Annotated in this window: 16 protein-coding genes; 4 read left to right on the forward strand and 12 right to left on the reverse strand. The window is 72.9% G+C overall.

The features are described from left to right. Nucleotides 1-71: 71 nt before the first annotated feature. Nucleotides 72-821 (reverse strand): polysaccharide deacetylase family protein, encoded by a 750-nt coding sequence (locus HD596_RS29770; RefSeq protein WP_221519583.1) that lies wholly within the window; start codon nucleotides 819-821, stop codon nucleotides 72-74. Between HD596_RS29770 and HD596_RS29775 the strand changes: the two genes are divergently transcribed. After that, nucleotides 802-1,899 carry an MGDG synthase family glycosyltransferase gene (locus tag HD596_RS29775; protein WP_185072594.1) on the forward strand — a complete coding sequence of 366 codons (1,098 nt, stop codon included), beginning with the start codon at nucleotides 802-804 and terminating at the stop codon, nucleotides 1,897-1,899. The genes HD596_RS29770 and HD596_RS29775 overlap by 20 nt on opposite strands. Here the strand turns inward: HD596_RS29775 and HD596_RS29780 are convergent. Both HD596_RS29780 and HD596_RS29785 read right to left on the reverse strand, forming a co-directional pair. Continuing rightward, nucleotides 1,892-2,728, reverse strand: coding sequence for a DMT family transporter (locus HD596_RS29780; RefSeq protein WP_185072595.1), 837 nt, complete (start codon nucleotides 2,726-2,728; stop codon nucleotides 1,892-1,894). The genes HD596_RS29775 and HD596_RS29780 overlap by 8 nt on opposite strands. Next, nucleotides 2,725-3,588 (reverse strand): phytoene/squalene synthase family protein, encoded by an 864-nt coding sequence (locus tag HD596_RS29785; protein ID WP_313045051.1) that lies wholly within the window; start codon nucleotides 3,586-3,588, stop codon nucleotides 2,725-2,727. Before HD596_RS29785 ends, HD596_RS29780 begins: the two co-directional genes overlap by 4 nt. A 597-nt stretch (nucleotides 3,589-4,185) precedes the next feature. Between HD596_RS29785 and HD596_RS62185 the strand changes: the two genes are divergently transcribed. Further along, the gene (locus tag HD596_RS62185) at nucleotides 4,186-4,488 is read left to right on the forward strand and encodes an enolase C-terminal domain-like protein (RefSeq protein WP_313045054.1); all 303 of its coding nucleotides are present in this window, start codon (nucleotides 4,186-4,188) and stop codon (nucleotides 4,486-4,488) included. 28 nt (nucleotides 4,489-4,516) lie between these two features. On the opposite strand, the gene rbsD is transcribed toward HD596_RS62185, so the two are convergent. From rbsD to HD596_RS29820, 6 genes are read right to left on the reverse strand one after another with little or no spacing between them, the layout of a single operon-like run. Continuing rightward, nucleotides 4,517-4,906 carry a D-ribose pyranase gene (gene rbsD / locus HD596_RS29795; RefSeq protein ID WP_185072596.1) on the reverse strand — a complete coding sequence of 130 codons (390 nt, stop codon included), beginning with the start codon at nucleotides 4,904-4,906 and terminating at the stop codon, nucleotides 4,517-4,519. Continuing rightward, complete coding sequence (locus HD596_RS29800) at nucleotides 4,903-5,820, reverse strand: ribokinase (protein WP_185072597.1); 918 nt, start codon at nucleotides 5,818-5,820, stop codon at nucleotides 4,903-4,905. The genes rbsD and HD596_RS29800 overlap by 4 nt, the downstream gene beginning before the upstream one ends. Continuing rightward, a complete protein-coding gene (locus HD596_RS65735) occupies nucleotides 5,817-6,770 on the reverse strand; it encodes a D-ribose ABC transporter substrate-binding protein (RefSeq protein WP_185072598.1) in 954 nt (317 codons plus the stop codon). The genes HD596_RS29800 and HD596_RS65735 overlap by 4 nt, the downstream gene beginning before the upstream one ends. Nucleotides 6,771-6,810: 40 nt before the next feature. Further along, nucleotides 6,811-7,779 (reverse strand): ABC transporter permease, encoded by a 969-nt coding sequence (locus tag HD596_RS65740; RefSeq protein ID WP_185072599.1) that lies wholly within the window; start codon nucleotides 7,777-7,779, stop codon nucleotides 6,811-6,813. Next, nucleotides 7,763-9,271, reverse strand: coding sequence for a sugar ABC transporter ATP-binding protein (locus HD596_RS29815; protein ID WP_185072600.1), 1,509 nt, complete (start codon nucleotides 9,269-9,271; stop codon nucleotides 7,763-7,765). The genes HD596_RS65740 and HD596_RS29815 overlap by 17 nt, the downstream gene beginning before the upstream one ends. Then, nucleotides 9,268-10,299, reverse strand: a complete 1,032-nt coding sequence (locus HD596_RS29820; RefSeq protein WP_185072601.1) for a LacI family DNA-binding transcriptional regulator — start codon at nucleotides 10,297-10,299, stop codon at nucleotides 9,268-9,270. The genes HD596_RS29815 and HD596_RS29820 overlap by 4 nt, the downstream gene beginning before the upstream one ends. A gap of 100 nt (nucleotides 10,300-10,399) precedes the next feature. Here HD596_RS29820 and HD596_RS29825 point away from each other — a divergent pair, with 100 nt between their 5' ends. Then, nucleotides 10,400-12,205: a glycoside hydrolase family 2 protein gene (locus tag HD596_RS29825; RefSeq protein ID WP_185072602.1), complete on the forward strand. Its 1,806-nt coding sequence runs from the start codon at nucleotides 10,400-10,402 to the stop codon at nucleotides 12,203-12,205. Between the two features lie 14 nt (nucleotides 12,206-12,219). Here the strand turns inward: HD596_RS29825 and HD596_RS29830 are convergent, their stop codons facing one another. Next, nucleotides 12,220-12,435: a hypothetical protein gene (locus HD596_RS29830; RefSeq protein WP_185072603.1), complete on the reverse strand. Its 216-nt coding sequence runs from the start codon at nucleotides 12,433-12,435 to the stop codon at nucleotides 12,220-12,222. Between the two features lie 742 nt (nucleotides 12,436-13,177). On the opposite strand from HD596_RS29830, the gene HD596_RS29835 reads away from it, so the two are divergent. Continuing rightward, nucleotides 13,178-18,655 carry an ATP-binding protein gene (locus HD596_RS29835; protein WP_185072604.1) on the forward strand — a complete coding sequence of 1,826 codons (5,478 nt, stop codon included), beginning with the start codon at nucleotides 13,178-13,180 and terminating at the stop codon, nucleotides 18,653-18,655. Nucleotides 18,656-18,671: 16 nt separating this feature from the next. Here HD596_RS29835 and HD596_RS29840 read toward each other — a convergent pair whose 3' ends face one another. Together HD596_RS29840 and HD596_RS29845 are read right to left on the reverse strand one after the other, a co-directional pair. Further along, a complete protein-coding gene (locus tag HD596_RS29840; protein ID WP_185072605.1) occupies nucleotides 18,672-19,058 on the reverse strand; it encodes a VOC family protein in 387 nt (128 codons plus the stop codon). Nucleotides 19,059-19,163: 105 nt separating this feature from the next. Next, complete coding sequence (locus HD596_RS29845) at nucleotides 19,164-19,457, reverse strand: hypothetical protein (RefSeq protein ID WP_185072606.1); 294 nt, start codon at nucleotides 19,455-19,457, stop codon at nucleotides 19,164-19,166. Nucleotides 19,458-19,485 lie beyond the last annotated feature (28 nt).

Here is a 19,485-nt window from a genome sequence, read left to right on the forward strand (position 1 = left end):
TGCTCGGAATTTACTCGCGGACCGGGCCGGGAAAACGCCGTTTCAATTCTTGGGGAAAGGGGGAGTGGCCGTTATGGAAACGCGACGCCGTGCTCCCGCAGCGGGCCCACGCCCAGGCCCATGGCCCGGCAGCGCTCCACGAGCGCGGGAAGGGCGTCGAGCGCCGGTCGCCAGGACCCGGGAACGGAGGCGTGGTCGGAGTCATGGAGCAGGACGGTCGCCCCGCCGCGCAGCCCGGCCGAGACGGTGGCCAGCACCGAGCCGGGCGTGGCCGCCGCCTCCCAGTCGCGGCCCCAGGCGGTCCACAACACGGGGCGCAGCCCGCGAAGGCGGGCGGAGACCAGCGCCTCCAGGCTGAGCGCGCCGTACGGCGGGCGGTACCACGCCGGGCGCACGCCGCCGACCGCCCGCACCAGGTCGGCGGTCCGGCCGATCTCGGCCGTCAGCCGTCCCGGCGGGGCGAGCAAGGGGTTGCCGTGCCGCCAGCCGTGCACGGCCAGCTCGTGACCCTCGGCCACGATGCGGCGGCCCAGCCACTGGTGGCGTTCGAGCAGCTCGCCGAGGACGAAGAAGGTCGCGTGACAGCCGAGCCGCCCCAGCTCGTCCAGGAAGCGTGGGGTGGAGCCGGGATGGGGCCCGTCGTCGAAGGTGAGCGCGACATGGCCGGGGTCGCCGACGCCGGCGATGAAGGGCAGCCGCCGGCGGACGGGCGGCAGCCAGGTGACGGCGGGACCCGCGTGCAGCAGCGCCAGGCAGGCGAGCCCGAGCGGCAGCGCGGCCCGGCCGATCGGGGGAAATGAGATGTCCAGGCGGGTCCTCATTCTCAGCGCGCCGATGGGCAGCGCGCATGACCGGGTCGCCGCCGAGCTGGCCGCCCGGCTCGCCGCCGAGAATGCCGATTCAGAGATCATCGATGTCCTCCAGCTGCTCCCGTTCCGGCTGGGATCGGCGCTGCGCCGCGGATACCGCTGGATGATCCTGCGCGCCCCCTGGCTCTACGACGTCATCTACCAGGTCTTCTTCGTCGGCAAACGGGCCGCGGGGACCTCGCCGCTCACGGTGCTCGCCCTGCCCGCCCTGCGCCGGCTCGTCGCCGCCCGGCCGCCCGACGAGGTCGTCTCGACCTTCCACCTGGGGGCCCAGATCGCGGGGCTGCTGCGTGAGCGCGGCGGGCTGCCCTGCCCGAGCACGGTGCTGATCGTCGAGTTCACGGTGCACCGGCTGTGGCTGCACCCCGGCAACGACCGGTATCTGTGCCCGAATCCCGACATCGTCGAGGAGATCGCCGCTCGGAGCGGCCGTACGGCGCTCTGCTGCGCCCCGGTCGTGCGCCCGGAGTTCGCGCGGGCGGTGGCCGATCCCGGGGGAGTGGCGGGCCGCGTCGGCGTGGACCCCGGCGACCGGCTCGTGCTGGTTTCCACTGGTTCATGGGGCGTCGGGGACGTCATTACGACCGCGCGCACCCTGGCGGGGTCGGGGCGCTACACGCCGATCGTCCTGTGCGGGAACAACGCCGAGCTGCGACGCCGCCTGCGGGCCGCCGGGCTGGGCCCGGCCCTGGGGTGGCGCGACGACGTGCCGGAGCTCATGGCGGCCGCGCACGCCCTGGTCGACAACGGCTCCGGCCTGACCTGCCACGAGGCTTTCGCCGCCGGGCTGCCGGTCGTCATCCACCGGCCCATCGGCGGCCACGGCGTCGCCGGCGCGCGGGCGATGGCCGGGGCCGGGGTGAGCCTGCACACCGGCACCGCGTCCGAGCTGCTGGCGGCACTGGACCTGCTCGAGGACCCGCGATCGCGCAAGCGCCAGGTGGACAGGGCTTACGCGCTGTTCGCCTCGCTGCCGGTCCAGGCGGGCCTCGTCACCGCGCCGAGGGGGTCGGGCTCCGACCCTAGATGAGCGGCGAACGGGCCAGCGCGATGATCCCGTAGACCAGGAGCCCGGCGCCCGCCACCTCCATCACCAGCCACGGCCCGGCGCGGATCGGCTCCCCGTACATCAGCGCGCCGTACAGGATGCCCGCCAAGGGGTCGCTGATGGTCAACGCCGGCTGGGCGACGACGAGGGTGCCGCTGTGCAGGGCGTTCTGCAGGAGGAACAGGCTGCACAGGCCCGCGGCCAGCATCGCGTACAGGGGCCAGGACACCGGCAGCGCACGGGGGTCGTCCGCCAGGATCGTCGTGCACTTCTTGATGAGCGTGGCCGTGAAGGCGAAGCCGATGCCCGCGGCCACGCCCAGCATGGCCGCCCGAGGGGACCCCCTGGTCAAGGACCCCGCCGTCACCAGCACGGCGATCGTGGCCGAGGTCGCGACGGCGGCGACGATCCATTCGGCCGTGTCCGGTGTCCACCGCCCCGGGCCGGGGACCGCCGCGGCCAGGAACATCGCGAGGCCGGCCGACAACGCGCCGATGGCCAGCCACGATTTCCCGTCCAGAACCGTGCCGAACGCCCACGACATGATGATCATGGTGAACGGGAGCTCGATCACCAGGGCCGGCTGGACCAGGGCGATGCCTCCCTTCGACAGCGCCGCGGCCTGGAAGAGGAAGCCCCCGATCATCGCCACGATCCCCCACCGCCACAGCGGGTTGCCGATCAGCGCCCGGATCAGGCCGAACCGCAGTCCCAGCTCCTGCGGCAGCGGACGCGCCGCCAGCCGCTGCAGGACCGACGTGGCAGCGTTGCACAGCGCGGCGAGCACCGCCAGCAGCGCGGCAGCGATCAACTCCCACGCCTCGCCCGGGCGAGGGCACGTACCGCGACCATGGACTTCTCCCTCGTCGTCAGCGACATCCGGGAGGCCAGTGCCCGGCCGGGATCGGCGGCGATGCGGTCGAGCAGGCACTGGTAGATGCCGGCCATGGTCGCCGTGCAGGCGGCGCTGCGCGCGTCCAGCATGGGCAGCAGGCGCATCCCGGTGGCGAACCAGTCGCGCGCCCGGTCCGCCTCGAACCTGACGAGCCCGGCCAGGCGCTCCGGCGGGTCGCTGAAGCGGCCGTACGCGTCGACGTCCAGGGTGCAGCCGAACCGTTCGAGGTCGTGGGCGGGCAGGTAGACCCGCTTGGCCATGCGGTCCTCCCGCAGGTCGCGCAGGATGTTGGTGATCTGCAGGGCCACGCCGAGCGCGTCCGCGAGCGGCGTGGCCGCCTCCATGTCCTCCGCGCCGAACACGCCCAGCGAGAGCCGCCCGATCGAGCCGGCGACGCACCGGCAGTAGCCGGCCAGGTCGTCGAACGTCGCGTACGTGCTCCCGCGCACGTCGGCGGCGCAGCCGTCGACCAGGTCCGCGAACGCCGCGAGCGGGATCGGATAGCGGCGGGCGGCCTCGAACAGCGCCACCAGCACCAGGTCGTGCCGCGCGGGAGCGGTCCCGTCGAGCATCGCGCCGATCGCGGACAGGCGGGCCAGCCGCCGCCCTGCGGGCCCTTCGCCGTCGGCGATGTCGTCGATCCTGCGGGCCAGCGCGTAGACGGCGCTCAGCGCGCGGCGCTTGGGGGCGGGCAGCAGCCGCAGGCCGAACGAGAAGTTGCGGGCCTGGCTGCGCATGATCTGCTCGCAGTGCCGGTACGCCTCGTCGACGCACACCGCCCCGGCCCCATCATGAGAAGAGGCGCATTCATGCCGTCGCCACAGATTCGCGGCGCGGGCGAACATCATGGCCGCGACGGCCGTTCGCGTCGTTTCCCCCAGGACATGAGAGATGGCTGTCCGTTATGTCGCGGCGATAAACTCGGGAACCGGTCCGATGGCGTGCTGCCGGGAATTACCGGACGCATTGTTTACCATTCGGCGGCTGCCGGAAATTGGGCCGGGAATTGCGCGGCGCGCGTTTGGCGGGGGCTTGCGGGGTAGGGCCGGGCGGGGTGAGCACCATCGAGCGGGTCGCGGCGAGTGCCTACCGGATACCGACCGATCAGCCGGAAGGCGACGGCACCCTGGTCTGGCGGGACACCACGCTGGTGGTCGTCACGGTGACGTCCGGCGGCACGACCGGCACGGGCTGGACCTACGCCCCCGCCGCCGCCGCGTCCCTCGTCACCGAGCTGCTTACCGAGACGATCATGGGATCCGCTGTGGGACCTGAAGGCGCGGCTGCTCGGCGTCCCGCTCGCGCACCTGTTCGGCGCGGCGCACGAGGAGGTCCCGCTCTCCGGGGCGTGCCCCGAGCGCGACCTGCACCGCGTGGCGCTGGCCCGCCGCGTCATCGGCGAGCGGGCCGAGCTGTACGTCGACGCCAACGGCGGCTACAGCGCCAAGCAGGCCATCCGCGTGGCCGAGCGGATGCGCGAGCACGAGGTGACCTGGTTCGAGGAGCCGGTCTCCTCCGACGACCTGGCCGGGCTGCGGCTGGTCCGCGAGCACAGCGCCGCCACCGCCATCGCCGCCGGGCACCACCTGCAGGTCTCCGCCCACTGCGCGCCCAACCTGCACGGCCACGGCCTGACGCTGCGCACCGGCCCCGCGGAGACCTACCGCGTCGCCTGAGAGCGCCGGGTCAGAACGCCACGCCGGGTCAGAACGCCACGCCGCAGCGCAGGATGACGTTGGCGTACGGGTGCGCCTCGCCCGTACGCACCACCAGCCTGCTGGCGGCGGACAGCTGCTTGAGCCGCTCGTGCGGCACGTACGCCAGCCCCGGCAACCGCGCGCCGAGCAGCGCGTCGCAGGCCGGGTTGCCCGCCCGGACCTCCTCGGCCGCCGTGGCGCCCTCGACGACGATCTCGGCGAGGATGCCGTCGAGCACGTCGGCGAACGACGGGATGCCCGCCACGAACGCCAGGTCCACCACCTCCGCCCCCGCCGGCAGCGGCATGCCGCTGTCGCAGATGAGCAGCTCGTCGGTGTGCCCGAGCCGCGCCAGGGCACCCGCCAGGGCCGCGTTGATGACACCGCCGCGCTTCACAGCTCCTCCACCTCCGCCATCGTCGGGTACGAATCCTGCGCCCCCGCCCTGCGCACGGCAGCGGCGCCCACGCGGGCGGCGAACGCCGCGGCCTGCGCCAGCGGCTCGCCCGCGGCCAGCCGCCAGGCCAGCGCCCCGGTGAACGCGTCGCCGGCCCCGGTGGTGTCCACCGCCGCCACGTGGGGACTGGGCACCGCCTGGACGGCGCCGTCCCCGGCCACCACGGCCCCGTCGGCGCCCAGCGTGATGACGACCGAGCGGGGGCCGCGCGCCAGCAGCTCCGCGGCCTGCCGGTCCGGCGCGCCGGACGTGCCGAGCAGTAGGGCCGCCTCGTGCTCGTTGACGACCAGCGGATCGCACAGCGCCAGCAGCTCGTCCGGCAGCGGCACGGCCGGCGACAGGTTGAGCACCGCGCGCCGGGCCAGCCGGGCGGCCGCCAGCACCGCCGGCAGCGGGATCTCCAGCTGCAGGGACACCACCGGGGCCGCCCGCAGCAGCGGCTCGCCGTCCAGCACGTCGCCTTCGGTGAGCAGCGCGTTGGCGCCGGGGGCGACGATGATGCTGTTGTCGCCCCGCGGCCCGACGGCGATCATGGCGATGCCGCTGGCGGCCGCCGTGTCGTGCAGGTGGCCGAGGTCCACGCCGTCGCGTTCCAGCGACTCGCGCAGCAGCCGCCCGTGCCCGTCGGCGCCGACCCGGCCGAGCAGCGCCACCCGCGCGCCGAGCCGGGCGGCGGCCACGGCCTGGTTGGCGCCCTTGCCTCCGGGGTGGACCGCAAGCTCCGAGCCGAGCACGGTCTCGCCGGGCGCGGGATGCCGGTCGACCTGGACGACCAGGTCGGCGTTGGCCGACCCCACCACCACGACGTCGAGCGGGTGGCGGGGCGGGCCGCCGGGTTCGCCTGCGGAGCTCATGCGCCGGTGAACTCGGACAGGTTGTCCTTGGTGGCGACCTTCACCGGCACGTTGGCGGTGGCCTGCAGCTGCTCGCTCTTGACGGCCTTGACCGCGTTCTGGACGGACTGCCGGCCGAGCAGGGCCGGCTGCTGGGCGATGCTGGCCGCCAGCGTGCCGGCCTCGATCGCCTTCAGCCCGTCGGGGGTGCCGTCGAAGCCGACCACCTTGACGTCCTTGCCGGCCTTGGCGCCGAGCGCCTTGATCGCGCCGAGCGCCATCTCGTCGTTCTCGGCGAACACGCCGGTGACGCCGGGGTGCGACTGCAGCAGGTTCGTCATGACGTCCAGGCCCTTGGCGCGGTCGAAGTCGGCCGGCTGCTGGGCGACGACCTTGATGCCGGGGAACGCCTTGATGCCGTCGGCGAAGCCCTGGCCGCGGTCGCGCGAGGCGGAGGTGCCGGGCACGCCCTGCAGGACGACGACCTCGCCCTTCTCGCCGATCTCCTTGGCGAGCCGCTCCGCGGCCAGCTTGCCGCCGGCCACGTTGTCGGAGGCGACGGTCTGGGCGACCTTGCCCCCGTTGACGCCGCGGTCCACGGCGATCACCGGGACGTTGGAACGTTCCGCTATCTTGACCGCCGGCGCGGCGGCGTCGGAGTCGACCGGGTTGATGATGATCGCCTTCATGCTCTGGCTGGTGAAGTTCTGCACCTGGTTGACCTGCTGGGAGGCGTCGTTCTGCGCGTCGGTGACGGTCAGCGTGACGCCCAGCTTCTTGGCCTCGGCCTCGGCGCCGGCGCGCAGCTGCACGAAGTAGGGGTTGTTCAGGGTCGAGATCGACATGCCGATCTTGACGTCGCCGCCGGAGCCGGCTCCCGCCGAGCCGGCGGAGGACGTGCCGGACGAGCCGCAGGCGGTCAGGCCGAGGGTCAGGGCGGCGCCCGCCGCTACGAGGGCGTGGATGCGCATGGGTGGTACCTCACTTTTTCTTACTGGGTTCGCGGTGATGTCAGCGGCCGCTTCGGCGGCGCAGGGTGTCGAGCAGGACGGCCAGGGCGATCACGACGCCGATGACGACCTGCTGCCAGAAGGCCGACACCGACAGCAGGTTCAGCCCGTTGCGCAGGACGGCCAGGATGAGCGCGCCGACCAGCGTGCCGAGCGCCCTGCCCTTGCCGCCCGACAGGCTCGCCCCGCCGATGACCACGGCGGCGATCGCGTCGAGCTCGTAGCCGGAGGCGGCCTGCGGCTGGGCCGAGGCGAGCCGGCTGGCCAGGACGATGCCGGCCACCGCGGCGAACGCGCCGGACAGGGCGTAGGTGACGAGCTTCTGCCTGCTGACGGCGATGCCGGACAGCCGGGCGGCCTCCTCGTTGCCGCCGATGGCGTACATCGCCCGGCCGGCGTAGGTGCGGTTGAGCACGACGGCGGCGATCACGCCCATGAGCGCCATCACCAGCACGGGCACCGGCAGGTAGCCGCCGACGGTGTCGCCGAGGTGGGAGACCGCCTCCGGCATCTCGATGGGGCTGCCCTGGGAGACCACCAGGGCCAGCCCGCGCGCCACGCCCAGCATGGCGAGCGTGGCGATGAACGGCGGCAGCTTGCCGTACGCGATGAGCGCGGCGTTGACCAGCCCGCATCCGATGCCGACGGCGAGCGCGACGAGCGTGGCCAGCGGCCAGGGCAGCCCGCTGTCGGCGGCCGTCCAGGCCAGCACGATCGCCGACAGGGCGGCCACGGCGCCGACGGACAGGTCGATCCCGCTGGTGATGATGACGAACGTCGAGCCGAACGCGAGGATCGCGGTGACCGCCGCCTGGACGCCCACGTTCAGCAGGTTCGTCACGGTCAGGAAGTCGCCGGACAGCAGCGACAGGGCCACGACGAGCACGACGAGCGCGGCGACCGAGCCGTTCTCGGCCAGCAGGGTCCTGGCCGTCGGCCGTACGGCCAGCACGTTAGTGGACACGAGCATCCTCCACCTCGGTGACGGCCAGCGCCATCACGGAGTCCTGGTTCGCGTCGGCGGCCTCCAGCTCGCCGACGAGCCTGCCTCTGGCCATGACGAGGATGCGGTCGCTCATCCCGAGTATCTCGGGCAGATCGCTGGAGATCATGAGGACCGCGTGGCCGGAGGCGGTGAGCGAATTGATCAACTGGTAGATCTCGACCTTGGCGCCGACGTCGATGCCGCGCGTCGGCTCGTCGAGGATGAGCACGCCGGCGTCGGCGAGCAGCCACTTGCCGATCACGATCTTCTGCTGGTTCCCGCCCGACAGGGTGCGCACCTCCTGGCCGAGGTGGCTCATCCGCACGCCGAGCTGGTCCGCCACCCGCGCGGCGGCCTTGCGCTGACCGGCCCGGTCGACGAATCCGCCGTGGCTGGCGCCGCGCAGGGTGACCAGGCCCAGGTTCTCGGCGATGTCGGCGCCCAGGACGAGCCCCTGGCCCTTGCGGTCCTCGGGAACCAGGCCGAGCCCGGCCTCCATGGCGGCGCGCACGTCGCCGCCGGGCAGCCGCCGGCCGCGTACCAGCACCTCGCCGGAGTCGGGGGCGTCGGCGCCGAACACCGCCCGGGCGACCTCGGTGCGGCCCGCGCCGACCAGCCCGGCCAGGCCGACGACCTCGCCGGCCCGCACCTCGAAGGACACGCCGGAGAACGCGCCGGCCAGGCTCAGGTCGCGCACCTGCAGCAGCGGCTCGCCGGCCGCGCTCGCCTGGCGCGGGTACTGCTGGTCGATGGGCCGGCCCACCATGAGCCGGATCAGCTCCTCCTCGGGCGTGCCGGCCGGCACCTGGGTCACGGAGCGGCCGTCGCGCAGCACGGTCACCCGGTCGCCGATCTGGGCGATCTCCTCCAGGTGGTGGGTGATGAACACGACCGCGACGCCCCGCTCGCGCAGCTGCCCGACCAGCTCGAACAGGCGCCGCACCTCGCTGGTGGTGAGCACGGCGGTGGGCTCGTCCATGATGAGGACGCGGGCGTTCAGCGCGAGCGCCTTGGCGATCTCGACCATCTGCATCTGCGCGATGCCCAGGTCGGCGACGCGGGTGCGCGGGTCGACGCCGACGCCCACCAGGTCGAGCATGCCGCGGGCCTGCTCGTGCATGCGCCGCGTGTCGACGAACCCGAAGCGGCGGGGCGGCCGGCCCAGGGCGAGGTTCTCGCCCACGGTCAGCTGGGGGACGAGGTTGAACTCCTGGTAGATCGTGGCGATGCCGAGCCGCTGGGCGTCGGAGGCGTTGCGGATGGCGACCGGTTCGCCGTCGACGAGGATGCGGCCGCTGTCGGGCTGGTAGGCCCCGGACAGCATCTTGATGAGCGTGCTCTTGCCGGCGCCGTTCTCGCCGAGCAGGACGTGCACCTCGCCCGCGCGCAGGTCGAAGTCGACGCCGTCGAGCGCCACCACGCCGGGGAACCTCTTGCCGAGCCCCTCGACGCGCAGGATCTCGCGTGCCTGGCTCACGAGCGGCCCTCCTTCCTTGTGCCGGCCTTCCTTGTGCCGGTCTCGCCGCAGGACTCGCGCGCCACGAGCCTGGCGGGCAGCACCACCGACTCGGCGGCCCGGCCGCTCAGCGCGTCGAGGATCACCCGGACCGCGCGCCGGCCCAGCTCGGCGGTGGGCTGGCTGATCGCGGTGATGCGGGGATGGACGTGGTTGAACCACGGCACGTCGTCGAACGAGGCCAGCGCGACGTCACGGGGGATCTCCAGGCCGCGCTCGCTGACCGCGTCGAGCGCGCCGAGTGCCATGAGGTTGTCGCCCAGGAAGATCGCCTGCGGCGGCTCGGGCAGGTCGAGCAGTTCGGCGGTGATGCGGTGGCCGCTCCCGGCGCGGAAGTCGCCGACGCGCACGTACTCCTGGGGGATCTCCAGGCCGTGCCCGGCCGCCGCCCGCAGGAAGGCCTCGGTCCGCTCGCGCCCGGTGGACAGGGTGCTCGGCCCGGACACGAACGCGATCCGCCGGTGCCCGAGGGCGCGCAGGTGGGCGACCAGCTCGGCGATGGCGGTGCTGCCGTCGGCGCGCACCGAGGGCACCTCCACGCCGCTCAGCGTCCGGTCGAGGAAGACCATCGGACGCTCTCCCCGGCTGACCTCCTCCACCAGGGGCGTCACCTCGGCGGTGGGGCAGATCAGCAGCCCGTCGACCCGCCGCTCCAGCAGGGTGCGCACGTAGTGGTCCTGCTGGTCGGCGCGCTCGTCGGCGTTGCCGATGATCACGGTGTAGCCGGCCGCGCGGGCCTCGTCCTCCACGGCCCGCGCCAGCTCGGCGAAGAACGGGTTGAGGATGTCGCCGATGATCAGCCCGAGCGTCCTGGTGGCCTCGGTGCGCAGGGACCGGGCGACGGCGTTGGGCCGGTAGTTGAGCGCGGCCATCGCGTCGTGGACCCGGTTGCGCGTCTCCTCGGTGACGGAGGGGTTGTCGTTGAGCACCCGGGAGACCGTCGCGACGGAGACGCCCGCCTGCGCGGCGACATCTTTGATGCGAGCCACCTGACCTCCATGTAATCGGTTACATGAGGGTATGTAATCGGTTACATGATTGTGAATCGATAGGCTGCGTGATTCAGGTCACATTCCCGAAAGGTGTCAGATGCCGAGTTCGGCCCCTCATGACGTCCCCCGCCCGGAATACCCGCGCCCGCAGCTGGTCCGTACGGACTGGCTCAACCTCAACGGGCCGTGGCAGTTCGAGATCGACGCCGGAGACTCCGGCCTGGAGCGCGGCCTGCGTGAGCGCGAGCTCGCCGGGACGATCATCGTGCCCTTCGCTCCGGAGTCGGAGCTGTCCGGCCTCGGGCACACCGACTTCATGGAGGCGGTGTGGTACCGCCGCACCGTGACGATCCCGGCCGCCTGGGCGGGCCGCCGGACGCTGCTGCACTTCGGCGCCGTCGACCACGACGCCACGGTGTGGGTGAACGGCGTCGAGGTGGCCCGCCACCGCGGCGGCTTCACCCCGTTCACGGCCGACCTGTCGGCGGTGGCGCGCCCTGGAGAAGAGGCCACGATCGTGGTACGCGCCCGCGACCCCCGGCACGGGCCGCAGGCGCGCGGCAAGCAGTCCACCCGGTACCAGAACTTCGAGTGCCTCTACACCCGCACCACGGGGATCTGGCAGACGGTGTGGCTGGAGCCCGTCCCCGACGTGCACCTGCGCCGCCCGCGCATCACGCCCGACGTCGCGACCTCCTCCTTCAACGTCGTCGTTCCCCTGTCCGGCAATCGCCCGGGCAGCGCGGTCCGCGTGACCGTCTCCGACGGGGACGGCGTGGTCGCCACCGCGACCGCCCGCGCCGACCTGGACCTCGCCCCCTCCGTACGCCTGCCGCTGGAGCGGGTACGCCTGTGGGAGCCCGGCGACGGCTTCCTCTACGGCGTCAGGATCGAGCTGCTCGACGCCGCGGGCGCCGTCATGGACGCCGCCGACAGCTACGCCGGGTTACGCTCGATCGCGATCGACGGCAAGCGCGTGCTCATCAACGGCCGCCCCGTCTTCCAGCGGCTCGTGCTCGACCAGGGCTATTACCCCGACGGCCTCATGACCGCGCCCACCGACGCCGCGCTCCTGCGGGACATCGAGCTGTCGCTGGCCGCGGGCTTCAACGGCGCGCGCCTGCACCAGAAGGTGTTCGAGGAGCGCTTCCTCTACCACGCCGACCGGCTGGGCTACCTGGTGTGGGGCGAGTTCGGCGACTGGGGCGCCTCCGCCGGGCACGAGCAGCAGCCGACCGCCTCCTTCATCACGCAGTGGCTGGAGGTCCTCGAACGCGACGTCTCGCACCCGTCGATCATCGGCTGGTGCCCGCTCAACGAGACCACCCAGGAGATCCACGACCGCGTCACCCAGCTCGACGACGTCACGCTCGGCATGTTCCTGGCCACGAAGCTCGCCGACCCCACCCGCCCGGTCATCGACGCCTCGGGCTACAGCCACCGCGTACGGGAGAGCGACATCTACGACTCGCACAACTACGAGCAGGAGCCCGGCGTGTTCGCCGATCAGCTGAGCGGCCTGGGCAAGGACGAGCCGTTCGTCAACGGCGCGCCCGATCGGCCGATCTCGGTCCCCTACCGCGGGCAGCCGTACCTCGTCAGCGAGTACGGCGGCATCTGGTGGAACCCCGACCTCGCCGGGACCGAACAGGACGCGGACCGCGAGAGCTCGTGGGGCTACGGGCAGCGGGTGGGTGACGAGGAGGAGTTCCACACCCGCTTCGCCGGCCTGACCGGGACGCTGCTGGACGATCCGGACATGTTCGGCTACTGCTACACGCAGCTCACCGACGTGTTCCAGGAGGAGAACGGCATCTACCGCTTCGACCGGACGGCCAAGCTCGACGTCGAGCGCGTCCGCGCGGTCCAGTCCCGGCCGGCCGCCGCCGAACGGCGCCCATGACCTCGAATCCGGCGTCACGGTGAACAGGCGGTGAGCCGGGTGTGCAGGCGGCGGGCCTGGCGGACCAGCTCGGAGTCGCGGGGCCGGCCCGCCGGCTCGGCCACCGCCGCCAGCTCGCCCCGCGCGTCCGCCCACTCGGCGACGTCCGCCGCGAGGCCGACCATCCGCGTGTGCGCGGTCGTCGCCCGCTCCCCGGGCCCGGGCAGGTAGACGGGCAGCAGGCCGGTCATCACCTGCCAGACCTCCCGGTGCGCGCCGCGCCCGGCCGCCTCCCGGAGCGCGGCGACGCCGCGTCGACGCGTAAGGTCACCTCGACGGCTGTGGCGCCGCCGTGCTCCGCTCGTCCCCCGGCGCGGCGCGAGCCGGTACGCCCGCGGCCGCCAAGGCCATGATGACGACGAGCAACAGAGGGAGCCGCGCCGCCGAGACGGCGACCGTGGACGTTAATCGGCGCGACCAGGCCTCCTCGCGAGTGATTTGATCACCTGGACAGTAAGTGCCCGGCAAGGGCCTGGACGGATGTTCTGTACGGTGCTTGAATCGCGTACGGAGCTGCGCCGTCCAGGCCTGTCATAAACGCCTGAATGCTCTCGATGAGAGTTGTTTCCGCAGGTCACCTGGATAAAGAATGGCCTTTTAAATAGTTCTGTGAGGTTTTTGCGACCGCTTTATGGCGATCCTGTGGTGCTTCTGTGGCGACCGCCCCGATAATTGCCGGAACGAAATTCCCGTTGATCCGGCGAGGCGCGTCACCGCCCGGTCCCGAAAGCTTGTGAGGCGCGCCGGCGGCCGGCGGCGGGGCGGGAGGGCGCGGGGCACCTTTTGTGGGGTTTCCACAACGCAGCAGCTTCGCCATGAGCGATGCGGGCCATTGGTGTACCGGGCGGCGATCGAGCAGGGTGTAGAAAGGTGCAGGCGGCGCTCCGGGACCCGGGCGTCGCCTTTGTGCGTGAGTAAGGGGAGGCTCAGCCGGTGTTCAGTCGTGTCGCCATCGTCAACCGTGGAGAGGCAGCGATGCGGCTCATCCACGCCGTCCGGGACCTGTGCGCGGAGACCGGGGCGCGGATCGAGACGGTGGCGCTCTATACCGACGCCGACCGCACCGCGACCTTCGTCCGCGAAGCGGACCTCGCCTACCCGCTCGGCCCCGCCTCCGCGCGCCCGTACCTCGACCACGCCGTCCTGGAGCGGGCGCTGGTGGAAAGCGGCGCCGACGCCGCGTGGGTCGGCTGGGGGTTCGTCGCCGAGGACCCGGCCTTCGCCGAGTTGTGCGAGAAGATCGGCGTCACCTTCATCGGGCCGAGCGCCGAGGCGATGCGCAAGCTCGGCGACAAGATCGGCGCCAAGCTCATCGCCGAGAAGGTCGGCGTCCCCGTCGCGCCGTGGAGCCGCGGCGAGGTCGCCACCCTGGAGGACGCGCTGCGCGCCGGCGACGAGATCGGCTACCCGCTGATGCTCAAGGCGACCGCGGGCGGCGGCGGGCGCGGCATCCGCATGGTCGCCTCGAAGGAGGACCTGGCCGACGCCTACGAGCGCACCAGCCAGGAGGCGCTGCGCGCGTTCGGCTCCGGCGTGGTCTTCCTGGAGCGGCTGGTCACCGGCGCCCGCCACGTCGAGGTCCAGGTCATCGCCGACGGGCAGGGCACCGCGTGGGCGCTGGGCGTGCGCGACTGCTCGGTGCAGCGGCGCAACCAGAAGATCATCGAGGAGTCCGCCTCGCCCGTGCTGGGCGTCGAGCAGACGGCCGAGCTGAAGGCGTCGGCCGAGCGGCTGGCCGTGGCGGTCGGCTACTGCGGCGCCTGCACCGTCGAGTTCCTCTACCACCCCGGCGAGAAGCTGTTCGCCTTCCTCGAGGTCAACACCCGGCTGCAGGTCGAGCACCCGATCACCGAGATCACCACCGGCACCGACCTGGTCCGGCTGCAGCTGCATGTGGCCGGCGGCGGCAGGCTCGAAGGCCCCCAGCCGGGCGAGTCCGGCCACGCCGTCGAGGCCCGGCTCAACGCCGAGGACCCCGACCGCGACTTCGCGCCCGCCCCGGGCCGCATCGCCCGCCTGGTGCTGCCCACCGGGCCCGGCATCCGCGTCGACACCGGCGTCAGCGAGGGCGACACCATCCCGGCCGACTTCGACTCGATGATCGCGAAGATCATCGCCTACGGCCGCGACCGCGAGCAGGCGCTGGGCCGGCTGCGCCGCGCGATGGCCGACACCACGGTGATCATCGAGGGCGGCGCCACCAACAAGAGCTTCGTGCTCGACCTGCTCGACCAGCCCGAGGTGATCGACGCGAGCGCCGACACCGGCTGGATCGACCGCATGCGCGCCAAGGGCCGCCTGATCAGCCACCGGCACTCCGCGATCGCCCTGGCCGCCGCCGCCATCGAGGCCTACCAGGACGAGGAGGAGGTCAGCCGCCGGCGGCTGCTGTCCACCGCGCACGGCGGCCGCCCGCAGGTCCAGCACGACTCGGGCCGCCCGCTGGACCTCAAGCTCCGCGGCGTCGGCTACCGGGTGAGCGTGGCCCGGGTCGGGCACCGGCGCTTCCGCGTCGGGATCTCCGGCGGCGGCGACATGCACCCGGCGGACGTCGAGGTGGAGCGGTTCGACGAGCACAGCGGCCAGATCGTGGTCAACGGCCGCCGCTTCCGGGTGGTGTCGGCCACGCACGGGCCGATCCACCTGGTCGAGGTCGACGGCGTGACGCACCGGATCAGCCGCGACGAGGGCGGCGTCGTCCGCTCGCCCGCCCCGGCGCTGGTGGTCGCGACGCCGCTGTCGGTCGGCGACGAGGTCGAGCCGGGCGCGCCGATCCTGGTGCTGGAGAGCATGAAGATGGAGACGGTGCTGCGCGCGCCGTTCCGCGCCCGCGTCCGCGAGTGCCCGGTGTCGGTGGGCAGCCAGGTCGAGACCGGCGCGCCGCTGATGCGCCTGGAGCCCCTCGCCGACGAAGGCCCCGAAGAGGAGGCCGCGGGCACCGTCGAGATCGACCTGCCCGCCGCGCCGTCCGACGGGTCCGCGGCCGACCGGGTCGAGCGCGGCCTGCAGGACCTGCGCGGCCTGCTGCTCGGCTTCGACGGCGACCGCGACGACCGCAAGCGGGTGCTGACGGCCTACCTGGACGCCCGCGCCGAGCTGGGCAGGCAGCCGATCGAGGGCGAGCTCGACCTGCTCACCGTGTTCGCCGACCTGGCCGAGCTGAGCCGCAACAAGCCGGGCGGCGCGCTCGACGTCGAGCCGGGCAACCCCGTGCACAGCCCGCGCGAGTTCTTCCACAGCTACCTGCAGAGCCTCGACGTCGAGCGCGCCGGCGTCACCCAGAGCTTCCAGGCCAAGCTCACCAGGGTCCTCGCCCACTACGGCGTGCACGACCTCGACCGCACGCCGGAGCTGGAGGCCGCGGTCTTCCGGATCTTCCTGGCCCAGCAGCAGATGAGCACCGGCGTCGCGATCGTGTCGGAGCTGCTGCGCCACTGGCTGGCCGGCGCGCCGCCGTTCGAGTCGCTCAGCGAGCGCGCCGGGCTCGGCCTGGAGCACCTGATCGAGGCCACGCAGGTGCGCTTCCCCACGGTGTCCGACCTGGCCCGCGGCGTGGTGTTCCGCTGGTTCGCCCAGCCGCTGCTGCGCCGCAACCGCGCCAAGGTCTACGCCGCCGTACGCGACGACCTGCGCTACCTGGACGCCGACCCCGACGCGCCGGACCGCGCCGAGCGGATCCAGGCCATGGTGGCCAGCTCCGAGCCGCTGGTCCGGCTGATCGGCCGGCGGATCGGCCGGCCCGGGCTGGACCACGCGCCGCTGCTGGAGGTGCTGACCCGCCGCTACTACGGCAACCGCGGGCTGTCCGAGGTCACCGCGCGCGAGGTCGCGGGCTGCCCGTTCGTCACCGCCGAGCACACCGGCGCGGACGCCGTGACCCGCGTGGTCACCACCGCGGTCGACATCGCCGCCCTACCCGCCGCCATCGGCGCCGTCGGCACGTTCGCCACCGAGGACCCGACCGACGGGGGGCTCGTCGCCGACCTCTACGTCACCTGGGAGGACCAGCCGGACGCCGACGCCATGGCGGCGCGGATCGGGCAGCTCCTCGCCGAGCACTCGCGGCCCGCGGGCGTCAACCGGGTCACCACCACCGTCGTCGGCACCAGCGGCGCCGTGATGCACCACCACTTCACCTTCCGCCCCGACGGGCCCGGCTTCGCCGAGGACCGGCTGATCCGCGGCCTGCACCCGCAGATCGCCGAGCGCCTGCAGCTGCAGCGGCTGCGCGAGTTCGACCTCACCCGGCTGCCGTCGGCCGATGAGGAGATCTACCTGTTCAAGGCCGTGGCGCGGAGCAACCCGGACGACGAGCGGCTCATCGCGATGGGCCAGGTCCGCGACCTGACGCCGCTGCGCGAGGCCGACGGCAGGCTGATCGCGCTGCCCGCCGTGGAGGACGCGCTCACCGCGGGCCTCGACGCGATCCGCAACATCCAGGCGCAGCGCCCCCAGAACAAGCGCTTCGACACCAACCGGATCATGATGTACGTCTGGCCGTCGACCGAGCTGTCCACCGACGAGCTCAACATGCTGGTCCAGCGCATCCTGCCGACCACGGCGGGCGCGGGGCTGGAGGAGGTCCAGTTCGTGGCCCGCCAGCGCAACGCCGCCGGCGAGCTGGCCGAGGTCGCCGTGCGGATCACCCTCGACCCGGGCCACGGCGCGAGCCTGCACGTCGGCAAGCCCTCGACGGAGCCGGTCCAGCCGCTGGACGACTACCGCCAGAAGGTGCTGCGCGCGGCCCGGCGCGGAAACGTCTACCCGTACGAGCTGACCGGCCTGCTCGCCGGGCCCGAGGGCCGCTTCGTCGAGCACGACCTCGACGCCGGCGGCGCGCTCGTGCCGGTCGACCGGCCCAAGGGGAAGAACTCCGCGGCGATCGTGGCAGGCGTCGTCACGACGCCGACCGAGCGGCACCCCGAAGGCGTCACCCGCGTCGTCCTGCTCGGCGACCCGACGAAGGCGCTGGGCGCCCTGTCCGAGCCCGAGTGCTCGCGGGTGATCGCCGCCCTCGACCTCGCCGAGCGGATGCGGGTCCCGCTGGAGTGGTACGCATTGTCGGCCGGCGCGCGAATCTCCATGACCTCGGGCACCGAGAACATGGACTGGGTCGCGGCCGCGCTCAAGCGGATCGTCACCTTCACCCAGGACGGCGGCGAGATCAACATCGTGGTCGCCGGGATCACCGTCGGCGCCCAGCCGTACTGGAACGCCGAGGCGACGATGCTCATGCACACCAAGGGCATCCTGGTGATGACGCCGGACTCGGCGATGGTGCTCACCGGCAAGCAGTCGCTCGACTTCTCCGGCGGCGTGTCGGCCGAGGACAACTTCGGCATCGGCGGCTACGACCGCGTCATGGGGCCGAACGGCCAGGCGCAATACTGGGCGCCCAACCTGCCGGCCGCCCGCGACGTGCTCATGGCGCACTACGACCACACCTACGTCGTGCCCGGCGAGGCGGCGCCGCGGCGGGCGCACACCATCGACCCGGCCGACCGCGACATCACCGAGTTCCCGCACGCCATCGAGGGCAGCGACTTCGCCACCGTCGGGCAGATCTTCTCCGCCGAGCACAACCCCGACCGCAAGAAGCCGTTCGACATCCGCACGGTGATGCGCGCCGTGTCCGACCAGGACCACCCGGTGCTGGAGCGCTGGGCGGGCATGGCCGACGCGGAGACCTCCGCGGTGCAGGACGTGCACATCGGCGGCTGGCCGGTCTGCCTGATCGGCATCGAGTCGCGCTCGGTGCCGCGGCGCGGCTTCCCGCCCACCGACGGCCCCGACACCTACACCGCGGGCACGCTGTTCCCGCGGTCGTCGAAGAAGACCGCGCGGGCGATCAACTCCGCGTCCGGCAACCGGCCGCTGGTGGTGCTGGCCAACCTGTCCGGGTTCGACGGCTCGCCGGAGTCGATGCGCAAGCTCCAGCTGGAGTACGGCGCGGAGATCGGCCGGGCGATCGTCAACTTCGACGGGCCGATCGTGTTCTGCGTGATCTCCCGCTACCACGGCGGCGCGTTCGTGGTGTTCTCCAAGGCGCTCAACCCGAACATGACCGTGCTGGCGCTGGAAGGCTCGTTCGCCTCGGTGCTCGGCGGCGCCCCGGCCGCCGCCGTGGTGTTCTCCGGCGAGGTGAACAACCGCACCGCGACCGACCCGCGGGTGACCGAGCTGCAGACCCGGGTCTCGGCGGCCAGCGGCGCCGAGCGGGCGGCGCTCAACGCCCAGCTCGCCGAGGTGCAGGCCGCCGTCCGGGCGGAGAAGCTCGGCGAGGTCGCCGCGGAGTTCGACCGGGTGCACAGCATCCAGCGCGCGGTCGAGGTCGGCTCGGTGGACGCCATCATCAGCGCCGCCGAGCTGCGGCCGCGGATCATCGAGGCCATCGAGCGCGCGATGGCCTGACCGTCACCCGGCCCCGTCAGCGGGGGTCACGGCGCAGCGGATGATCGGACGGGACCTCGACCAGCACGATGCGGTGCCCGTCGGGGTCCTCGATCCACAGCTCGATGAGGCCCCACGGCTCCAGCCGCGCCTCCCGCGCCACCGTGACCCCCGCCTCCCGGAGCCGTTTCTCCTCCCGCGCCACGTCGCGTACCTGCAGCCACAGCGACAGCCCTGAGCCGGCCCCGTCGTCGGAGTGCCCGGAGACCTCCAGGAACCCCTGGCCGAGGAAGAAGACCACGCCCGGGTGGTCGGCGGGGCCGAACTCGCGGTAGACGGCCAGGCCGAGCGTCTCGCGGTAGAAGCCGAGGCTCCGCGGGAGATCCTTCGGACGCAGCAGCACTCGATTGCTCAGCACCTCCATGCCCGACCTGTTCCCCGTCGGACCGGCGGAAACGCGGCATCACGAGATGAGCGACCTCACCCGCCAGGCCGGCCGCCTGCTCCTGCCGTCGCGGCGCCAGGAGGATCAGGGGATCTCGTCCGTGGCGGCGTCGCCGTACTGCCACCGCAGGAGCCGGGTGACGTCGAGCAGGCGGCCCCCGCTCATCTGCGCGGTGAACGTCACCGTCCTGGCCGTTACGCCGTAGTTCCGTCCGGCGACCACGACCCGGTCGCCGGTGATCAGGGTGACGGCGCGGTCCGCGGGGCCGGCCGCCGGCGCGGTGGCCGATGACGGGGTGGTGCCGACGGCCAGCAGGCGGGGCGCGTACGCCGGGTAGAGGGCCTTACCGCGCTCCAGGTCGGACAGCGCCGCCTTCACCTCCTTGTCCAGGTACGGCTTGGCCTTC

Source organism: Nonomuraea jabiensis (genome assembly GCF_014204795.1).
GTDB classification, from domain to species: domain Bacteria; phylum Actinomycetota; class Actinomycetes; order Streptosporangiales; family Streptosporangiaceae; genus Nonomuraea; species Nonomuraea jabiensis.